The following is a 7,808-nucleotide window of genomic DNA, read 5'->3' as shown; positions in this document are numbered from 1 at the left end:
TTGCATCGGCACCAACACAATGGCGTCCATGCTTCCGAATTTGGCGTCTGCTGCAGGTCCATCGGCATAGCCATAGTCATCATTGCCTTCAGGCACCCTGCCAGACAGGACACTTTCCTGGCCCTGTGGGGTGAATTTGCGCACCACATGGTCGTTGGGGTCGGCTGCGTAAAGGGTGCCAGAGGCGTCGGTGGCCAGCCGAACGGGTTGGTAAAAGTAAATGTATGCACCTGCGGAAAAATGGATCCGGCTGGGTCGCTGACTTGCCTTGGGGGTCACCGTGCTGACGGCACCAGCCGCCGTGATTTTTCGGATGGGGTTGCCGGTGATGCCATTGAGACCCACGCGTTCAGAGACGTACACGTTGCCGGAGCCGTCCACTGCGATGCTGCCGGGCCTGCAGAAACTTGCGGCGGCACCGGAGCCATCGGTATTTCCGCACACCCCTGGCTGCCCTGCCAAGGTGGTCGTGTTCCCCGTCGGGTCGATCTTGCGCACGACATGGTTGTCGGTGTCTGCGACGTAGGTGTTGCCGGCTGCATCCACGGCCACCGCTTGTGGGGCCTTGAACTTGGCAGTGGCACCCGCTCCGTCTGCATGGTTTGCGGCGGGCGTCGGAATGGGGCTCTGGGGCAACACATCGCCGCCTCCTGCCAGAGTGCTGACCTGTCCGGTACCGGACAGCTTGCGGATGGCGTTGTTGCCAGCATCTGCAATCACTAAATCTCCGTTGGGCGCAACAGCCAGCCCACGGACCCAGAGGCTGAAGCGGGCTGTGGAGGCGGGCCCATCCTGGTTGCCCGGGCCGTCTGTATTGCCCGCGAACAGGGTCAGTGCAGTCAGAGGGGGAGCGGGTGTTGGCGGTGTCTCGGCAGAGCCGCCCCCACAGGCGGTGAGCATGGGGACAACCAATGCAGCCAGCAGGCTGATGCGTCGCAGTCGATCGTTGGATGCAATGTCTAACATGAAACTCCCTGGAATGAATGGTTGTTGTTGTGCGCAATGCGTGAAGCAACGAGTCTATGGGGCGTGTATTGCAACAGCCAAGTAACTGTTGGTTACGGCGGGGGCACTGGGGCCCGGGATGCCTTTCGTGCGGTGCCGTGCACTGCCATGTGCACCTGTGCGCGCAGGCACCGTGCCGCGGGGCCAGGTACCAACCGGCCCCTGGCTGGGTGCAGAGAAGAGAAGCGCGTTGGTAAAGGCGTTCAAGCGCGCTGAGGGGCGCGGACACATTGCCCACCCGGCAGCTGCTTCCTACAATGGCACAGCAACCGCTGGAGGGCACCATGGCACATGTCACCTGGGACCACACCCCACCTGCCACCTGGATAGCGATGGTGGACGGGCAAGCACTCTGCTCCATCAAGCGCAAGGACATCGGAGGGTGGATAGCGGCCTGGGCGGACGAGCGCCTGTGGCCGGCGCCGGCCCATTTGCCCAAGGCCATGCCCCAGCCCACGCGGTTTTTCAGCAGCCTGGAAGAGGCCAAGCTGGCGGTGGAGCAAGCGCTGTCGGCGTGAGGCCTTTGCAGGTTTCTGCGCCTGGGAAACCGCCCATCACTTCGCCAGCAGGGCGCAAAACCGTGCCAGGTCCACGTTGCCGCCGCTGAGGAGCACGCCCACGCGCTGGCCCCTGAGTTCGCTCTGCATCGCCCGTGCTGCGGCAAAACCCAGGCAGCCGGTGGGCTCCACCACCAGTTTCATGCGTTCGGCAAAAAAGCGCATGCCGTCCACCAGCTGATCGTCCGTCACCGTGAGGATGTCGTCCACGTCGCGGCGGATGATGGCGAAGGTGATCTGGCCCAGGTGCTGGGTTTGCGCACCGTCGGCAATGGTGGTGGGCGTGTCGATGTGCACGATTGCGCCGCTGCGGAAGGACTGCTGCCCGTCGTTGCCTGCTGCGGGCTCCACGCCATAGAGCTTGGTCTGGGGTGACAGCGCGCGCGTGGCCAGGGCCGAGCCCGACAGCAGGCCGCCGCCGCCCAGGCACACAAAGAATGCATCCAGCGGACCGACCTCCTCGAACAGCTCCTTGGCGGCCGTGCCCTGGCCGGCCAGCACATCCGCGTGGTCGTAGGGCGGGATCAGCGTGAGGCCGTTCTGCTGCGCCAGGTCGCGGGTGAGCTGCTCGCGGTCCTGGGTGTAGCGGTCAAAGAGCACCACCTGGGCGCCATAGCCCTGGGTGGCCGCCACCTTGGCGGCAGGGGCATCCTGGGGCATGAGGATGGTGGCGGGGATGCCCAGCTCGCGCGCGGCCAGTGCAATGCCCTGCGCGTGGTTGCCCGATGAGAAGGTGACGACGCCGGCCTTGCGCTGCGCGGGGCTGAATTGGGCGAGCGCGTTGTAGGCCCCACGGAACTTGAATGCGCCCATGCGCTGCAGGTTCTCGCATTTGAAGAACACCTGGGCGCCGAACTCTTCGTTGATGGTGCGCGAGGTGAGCACGGGCGTGCGGTGCGCTACCCCCGCAATCCGGCTGGCGGCGGCCACAACATCGTCATAGGTGGGAAGGGCAGAGGGGGCAGGAGTCATGGTGCGGGTCCGGGGAAGAAGGGGCGCAAGAAGGGGAACAGGGTGAGGAAATCAGGGCCGTGTCATTTCGCGTCGCCATACACCGTGGCGCGTGACACGCCCAGGTGCTGTGCCACCACCTCCATGGCGCGGCGTACTTCCAGGCTGCCCGAGGCCTTGAGCTCGCGCAGCAGCGCGCGCCGCTCGGCCGCCTTGAGGGCGCGTGGCGCCGAAGACAGGCGCGCCGCGAACTGGTCGATGCGCTGGCGGATGGCTTCGGCCCCAGCGGGGTCCAGCGATTCCTGGAGGCCGGTTTTGCCGTCTGTGGCGGTGAACTGGCCCACCACGCTCTGCAGGCTGCGAAACAGGGTGAGGTCCACATTCAGGCACAGCGCCGCGATGTAGTGGCCCGATGCATCCTTGATGCCTACCGAGGTGCTCTTGGCCTGGCGGCCATCGGCGAAGTGGTTGGCGTAGTTGGCGATGACCTGGGGGTAGTCCGGGTCGGCAATGCGGGCCAGGCCCAGCTCGGTGGTGGGGTCGCCCACACTGCGGCCCGACAGGTTGTTGTGGATGGCCAGGATGGCGTGTTTGGGGTCCAGCAGGTCGTGCACGACCACCTCGCAGAACGGGGCAAAGGTGGCTGCGAGGCCCTGGGCGACCTGCTCGATTTGCGAAAGCAGGGCCCTTTGCTCCGGGGTGCGCCGCAGGGCGCTTCCAGTGGGACGTTCGCGGGCAGAGGGAGGCGAAGAAAGGCGTGCAGGCATTTGTCCAATTTATACAAAATTAGACAAAGTGTCAAAGTAACGCGATGAAGTACAAACCCTCCGGTCAGCCAATGGCTGCACGTTGTGTCAAGGCCGCAGAGGCGGCATTGCGCGCGCATGCCTGGCGATGCAACGGGAGGTCGCGAGCTGCGCAGCCATTTTCTTGAATGGCCGTGCGCTCACCGCCGGGTTGTGTAGGGGCCAACTGAGTGGGTTGGCGGATGAGAATGAGGAGGGCAGAGTCAGGCACGGCCACATCCGTATGGCCAAGGACCTGTCAGTGCCCATGTGTGGACGATGGCGCGTCTGCACATGAAAGGGACGAAGTTGCTGCAGACGCATTGCATTACTGCTTTGCGTCGCATCAGGCTCTCTGTCAGGGCAGTCCGACCTGCAGCACCGCGTTCGGCACGGAGATGTACATCGTGGAATTGCGCACTGCGATGCCCGCAGGGCGGTTGATGATGCCTGGCAGAGTGCCGGCTGCATAACCATACCGCCATAACTGCCCCACGGGCGTGCTGACCTGGCCGTCGGTTGCAATCTTGCGGATCACGCTATTAACGGGATCGGTGACATAGACGTTGCCCTTGCTGTCCACGGCGAGGCTGGCAGTCTCTCCGGACGAGATACTGCCCACCGTGAACAACGCGGCAGCAGCGGCGCCATCGGCGTAGCCAGACGCAGCGTTGGGGTTGCCCGCCAGGGTGCTGACCAGTCCGGATGGTGTGATCTTGCGGATGGTGGGGCCCACCTTGACGGTGACGTCTGACAGGCCATCGACCACATAGAGGTTGTCTGCCGCATCGACGGTCATATAGCCCGGCGCTGCAAATTTTGCCGCAGCGCCCTGCCCATCTGCGTGCCCCGCCGGGGCCACGCTGCCCGCAAACAGCGCGACTTCACCCTTGGTGTCGATCTTGAAAATAGCGCCCTTGAGAGTGGACACATAGACATTGCCCTTGCTGTCCGCTGAGATGCCCGATGCGTTGTTGGACATAAAGACGTAGGTGGACGTTGTCAGCAGCGGCTTCAGGTCCGCCAGGAGTGTGACCTGGCAATCCTTCATCTTGAGGACGCGCTCCTCATTGACAGTGTAAAGATTCCCTGCGCTGTCGGTGGCTAGCGGGCCGTTATTGAATCGCAGGTACCCACTGTCCGGGCCCGACAGAGCTAGGAATTCGCTGGCCATGCCGGTGACCGCCGTGCAATGTCCGTCCGGTTTGCCCAGGGTGCGTACCACTCCATCTGCCTGTGCCGTGCGGATAGCGCCGTTGCCGTTGTCGCGCACATACAAAGCCCCCGAGGGATTGAAGGCCAGGGCGCCTGGCCTGTCGAATCGCGCGCTGCTGCCTTGCCCGTCGTCTGCACCCTCGGCGGAGGGCATTCCGGCAACCACGGTGGAAGTGCCTTGCGGCGTGTAGCTGCGCAACTGCGCATATTTGTAGGTGCTGCCGCCGTATCCGTATTCGGCCACCAGGAAATCTCCGTTGGCCTTGACGACCATCTGGTTCGCGGTGCACAGAGTCCCTGGCGGACCGGTGACAATCCCATTCTGGAGGGTGCAGGAGTGCGCCCGAACAACGGTGGTTGTGGTTCCATCGCTATCAATCCGCCGGATGGTCGGGTAGCCAGAGTTGTCGGGACCCAGTACGTGCAGGCGATTCGCGGCGTCGAAAGCGACGGCCAAGAAAGTGCGGAATTTCGCAGCGGAGGCCACGCCGTCCGTGTCCCCCCCCACATTGTTGGGGAGTAGCGTGCCAGCTACCACGGTGGCTTGGCCGTCGGCACTGTACTTGCGGATTACATGATCGTTGGGGTCCGCCGCGAAGAGGGACCCTGCCGAGTCAATCGCCAAATGCACGGGATAGTAAGTGGGTATCGGACCCCAAGGAGTTGAAATCCCGCCAGCGTACTGGCTGGCTTTGCCGATGAATGTGCTCACTTCGCCGGCAGCGGTGATCTTGCGAATGGGATTTTCCGTGCCAGAGCCCTGTGAGACATACACGGTACCCATCTTGTCCACAGCGATGCTGGTGGGGGTGCAGAAGGTCGCGGCTTCACCGACGCCGTTCTGGCTCCCGCACACCCCTGCTTTCCCAGCAAGGGTCGTGACGACTCCTGATGCGCTGATTTTGCGCACCAGGTGGTTCACGGTGTCGGCGACGTAGGTGTTCCCCGCTGCGTCAACGGCAACCGCCTTGGGTCCGTAAAACCGCGCTGTAGAGCCGCTTCCGTCGGCATAGTTGGTGCCGCCCGCAGGTACCATCGCCCCGCCGCCTGCCAAGGTGCTGACCTGTTCCTGATCGGTGCTGAGCTTGCGTATCCGGTGGCCGTCTGCAATGACGACTTCGCCTGAGCCGGTCATCGCCATTCCACCAAGGCTGAGGCTGAAGCGTGCGATTGTGAGTGCTGCACCATCCTGGCTACCCGCCCCGCTGGTGTTGCCCGCCAGGAGGGAGATGGTGGCTGCTGGGGCTGGGGAAGGTGGGGCAGGCGTTGGTGTCTCGGCGGAGCCCCCTGAGCCGCCGCCACAGGCAGTGAGCGCGGGGACAACCAATGCGGCCAGCAGGCCAATACGTCGCAGTCTTTCGTTGGATGCAATGTCTGACATGAAACTCCCTTGGATGAAAAAAGTAGCCGTTGTGCACAGCGTGTGGCGCGACGAGTCTATGTGGCGTGCGCTACAACTGCCAAGTAACTCTTGGTTACTGCGGCGTATGTGCAGAGACCAACTTGCCTCCACCGGGGAGTGTTTTATGCGCTGCTTGAGTCAGCGCAAAGGCGGGCGAAAAAACGCATCCAGCACCGGCATCAGCCCCGGAAACTCCCGCGCAAACCGCTCGCGGTTCACGAAGTAGGCCTCGCAGGCCACGGCGAAGAATTCGGAGGGTGAGGTGGCGCCGTAGGCGTCCAGCCAGGGCGGCTCGGCGCCGAAGCGCTCGGCCTTGATGACTGCTTCGCGAAAGTCCTGGTAGGCAGGTTCCCAGGCGTTCCACCAGGCTTCGTAGGCAGCGCGGCCGGTGCGTGCGCCCATGAAGCCGGCGGGCAGGGGCGGGCAGCCATTGGGCTCGCCGCTTTTCATGTCGAGCTTGTGCACAAACTCGTGCACCACCACGTTGTGGCCGCGCGCGGTGTTTTCGGTGGCGTTGGCCACATGCGCCCAGCTCAGCATGATGGGGCCGCGCTCCATGGCTTCGCCCAGCAGCACCTGGGTGTGTTCATGCACCACGCCGGCTTCGTCCATGGTCTTGCGGCGGGCCACGGCCTCACCGGGGTGCAGCACGATGCCCACAAAGTCGTCATACCAGCCAAGCGCCTTGGCGGGGTCACCCCAATGCAACAGGGGCAGGCAGGCTTGGGCCGCGATGTCGATGGCCATGGCATCGGTCACGACCAGGCCGTGGGCGCCGTGGAATTCCTTGTGGTGCAGGAAGAGGGCGCTGAGCGCGCGCAGTTTGGACTGGTCGTGCAGCGACAGCGCCGCCAGGAACGGGTAGCGCTGCAGCGTTTGCAGCCACAGCGTGGCCGAGATGTCGGGCACCGGTGCCACGGTGGAGCGCACGTGGCGCCAGAGCCGGTTGAGAAAAGGGGGCATGGCGATCAGGCAGCAGGGAGGAAACCCCGCGCAGTTCAGGATCGCTGGTAGCTGGGGGTCAGGGTGACCCGTTCCAAGCCCGCGCCGGACAAACGCAGTGTTTCCGCGCGGGGCGGTGATGCGGCGGCGTCCCAGTCGCTGAGCACCACGCGCTGCAAGCCTGGGGCCAGCAGGTGGCTGGCGGGTTTGTGCGTGTGGCCGTGGATGAGCGTGTGCGCCTGGGCGGCCTGTAGCCAGGCGATGGCGGCGGGGCTGTCCACATCGGCGTAGCTGGCGCCGGATTGTTTGCGTGCTTCGCTCTCCTGGCGGATGCCGCGCGCCTGCGCACGGCGTGTGGACAGGGGCTGGGCGAGAAAGCGTTCTTGCCATTCGCTGCTGCGCGCCTGCACCCGGAAGCGTTGGTAGTCCACGTCGTCCAGGCACAGCAGATCGCCATGGCTGATCACAAAACGCTGGCCGTTAAACACCAGCACGGTGGGGTCGGCCAGGCCGGTGATGGCGCAATGTGCGAGGAAGGCCGGGCCTGCCAGAAAGTCGCGGTTGCCGTGCATGAAGTACACCGGCAGGCGCTGCGCGGCAGCCCGCAAGGCGGCGCAGCCTTCGGCCTCGAAGCTGCCGGGCTCCCGCAGGGCGTCGTCGCCCACCCACACCTCGAACAGGTCGCCCAGGATGAAGAGGGCGTTGGCCTGGGTGGTCTGCAGGTAGTGCCGCCAGGCGGCCACGGTGGCGGGCTCGCTGGCCTGCAGGTGCAGGTCCGAAATGAATTCGACCGTGCGCCAGTGCGAGGGAGCGGCAAGCTCTTCGAACGGGGGCACGGTCGGGGTCATGGAGTTCTTTTCTCTTAGAGCTTCATGCGCACAGCTATGAGCGCGGCGCATGGAACCGGCGCGATTCAAGCCAGTGGCCGCCGCGCAAGGGCCGCCCCGCCGC

At 64.6% G+C, this 7,808-nt stretch carries 6 protein-coding genes and 1 pseudogene; 1 reads left to right on the top strand and 6 read right to left on the bottom strand.

Going from position 1 to position 7,808, the window contains the following annotated elements; genetic code table 11:
• Positions 1 to 966: pseudogene (locus DBV10_RS20495) on the bottom strand (hypothetical protein); the annotation flags it as partial.
• Between the two features lie 323 nt (positions 967 to 1,289).
• Here DBV10_RS20495 and DBV10_RS20490 point away from each other — a divergent pair.
• On the top strand, positions 1,290 to 1,523 hold the full coding sequence (locus DBV10_RS20490) for a hypothetical protein (protein ID WP_124515408.1): 234 nt from the start codon (positions 1,290 to 1,292) through the stop codon (positions 1,521 to 1,523).
• Positions 1,524 to 1,559: 36 nt separating this feature from the next.
• On the opposite strand, the gene DBV10_RS20485 is transcribed toward DBV10_RS20490, so the two are convergent.
• The 5 genes from DBV10_RS20485 to DBV10_RS20465 form a co-directional block, all read right to left on the bottom strand.
• Positions 1,560 to 2,534, bottom strand: a complete 975-nt coding sequence (locus DBV10_RS20485; protein WP_124515407.1) for a threo-3-hydroxy-L-aspartate ammonia-lyase — start codon at positions 2,532 to 2,534, stop codon at positions 1,560 to 1,562.
• Between the two features lie 62 nt (positions 2,535 to 2,596).
• On the bottom strand, positions 2,597 to 3,280 hold the full coding sequence (locus tag DBV10_RS20480) for a transcriptional regulator (protein ID WP_199740207.1): 684 nt from the start codon (positions 3,278 to 3,280) through the stop codon (positions 2,597 to 2,599).
• Between the two features lie 376 nt (positions 3,281 to 3,656).
• The gene (locus DBV10_RS20475) at positions 3,657 to 5,894 is read right to left on the bottom strand and encodes a hypothetical protein (RefSeq protein WP_124515406.1); all 2,238 of its coding nucleotides are present in this window, start codon (positions 5,892 to 5,894) and stop codon (positions 3,657 to 3,659) included.
• A 159-nt stretch (positions 5,895 to 6,053) separates the two neighbouring features.
• Positions 6,054 to 6,878 (bottom strand): zinc-dependent peptidase, encoded by an 825-nt coding sequence (locus tag DBV10_RS20470; protein ID WP_124515405.1) that lies wholly within the window; start codon positions 6,876 to 6,878, stop codon positions 6,054 to 6,056.
• A 35-nt stretch (positions 6,879 to 6,913) separates the two neighbouring features.
• Positions 6,914 to 7,705: a UDP-2,3-diacylglucosamine diphosphatase gene (locus DBV10_RS20465; RefSeq protein WP_124515404.1), complete on the bottom strand. Its 792-nt coding sequence runs from the start codon at positions 7,703 to 7,705 to the stop codon at positions 6,914 to 6,916.
• Positions 7,706 to 7,808: the final 103 nt, after the last annotated feature.

Source organism: Acidovorax sp. FJL06 (assembly GCF_003852545.1).
GTDB lineage: Bacteria > Pseudomonadota > Gammaproteobacteria > Burkholderiales > Burkholderiaceae_C > Acidovorax.
Note: the sequence above shows the minus strand (reverse complement) of the source record. Positions and strands in the feature narration are given on the sequence as shown.

Excerpts from the sequence above, each read along its gene's own strand:
- DBV10_RS20465 (WP_124515404.1), bottom strand. The coding sequence starts at position 7,705 with ATGACCCCGACCGTGCCCCCGTTCGAAGAGCTTGCCGCTCCCTCGCAC.
- DBV10_RS20485 (WP_124515407.1), bottom strand. The coding sequence starts at position 2,534 with ATGACTCCTGCCCCCTCTGCCCTTCCCACCTATGACGATGTTGTGGCC.
- DBV10_RS20480 (WP_199740207.1), bottom strand. The coding sequence starts at position 3,280 with ATGCCTGCACGCCTTTCTTCGCCTCCCTCTGCCCGCGAACGTCCCACT.
- DBV10_RS20470 (WP_124515405.1), bottom strand. The coding sequence starts at position 6,878 with ATGCCCCCTTTTCTCAACCGGCTCTGGCGCCACGTGCGCTCCACCGTG.
- DBV10_RS20475 (WP_124515406.1), bottom strand. The coding sequence starts at position 5,894 with ATGTCAGACATTGCATCCAACGAAAGACTGCGACGTATTGGCCTGCTG.
- DBV10_RS20490 (WP_124515408.1), top strand. The coding sequence starts at position 1,290 with ATGGCACATGTCACCTGGGACCACACCCCACCTGCCACCTGGATAGCG.